We start from the raw sequence: 562 nt of genomic DNA on the forward strand, positions 1-562 counted from the left end.
ACCGTATCAACCGGTGAAATAACACCGCCATCCACATCAGTATCATTACCTACAACGTTAATGGTAATTGGCGTATCTTCGTTGGTTGTCACGCTATCTGCCACTAATACGGTGTCATCAGCAACAGGATCTACCGTTACCGTTACTATTTCAGTATTGCCATCTTCATTGGTGTACGTAAATGAGTCCGACCCATTGAAATCGGCATTTGGCGTGTAGGTCACTGTGCCATCATCGTTAATAGCAACTGAGCCATTCGCACCCTGCGTTACCGTATCAACCGGTGAAATAACACCGCCATCCACGTCAGTATCATTACCAATTACGTTAATGGTAATTGGCGTGTCTTCATTTGTTGTTGCGCTATCTGCCACTAATACTGTGTCGTCAGCGGCAGGGTCTACTGTCACACTCACTGTTTCAGTATTACCGTCTTCATTGGTGTAAGTGAAGCTATCAGTGCCGTTAAAGTCAGCATCAGGCGTGTAGGTTACGGTGCCATCATCGTTAATAGCAACCGTACCGTTCGCACCCTGCGTTACCGTATCGACCGGTGAAATAA

1 protein-coding gene is annotated in these 562 nt (G+C 46.3%); it reads right to left on the reverse strand.

What is annotated here, in order from left to right; genetic code table 11:
* Positions 1 to 562: Ig-like domain-containing protein (locus tag SP041_RS20800; protein WP_170968592.1), on the reverse strand; the 562-nt coding region annotated here is incomplete at both ends.

The sequence above is a fragment of the Psychromonas sp. SP041 genome (genome assembly GCF_000470315.2).
Taxonomy (GTDB): domain Bacteria; phylum Pseudomonadota; class Gammaproteobacteria; order Enterobacterales; family Psychromonadaceae; genus Psychromonas.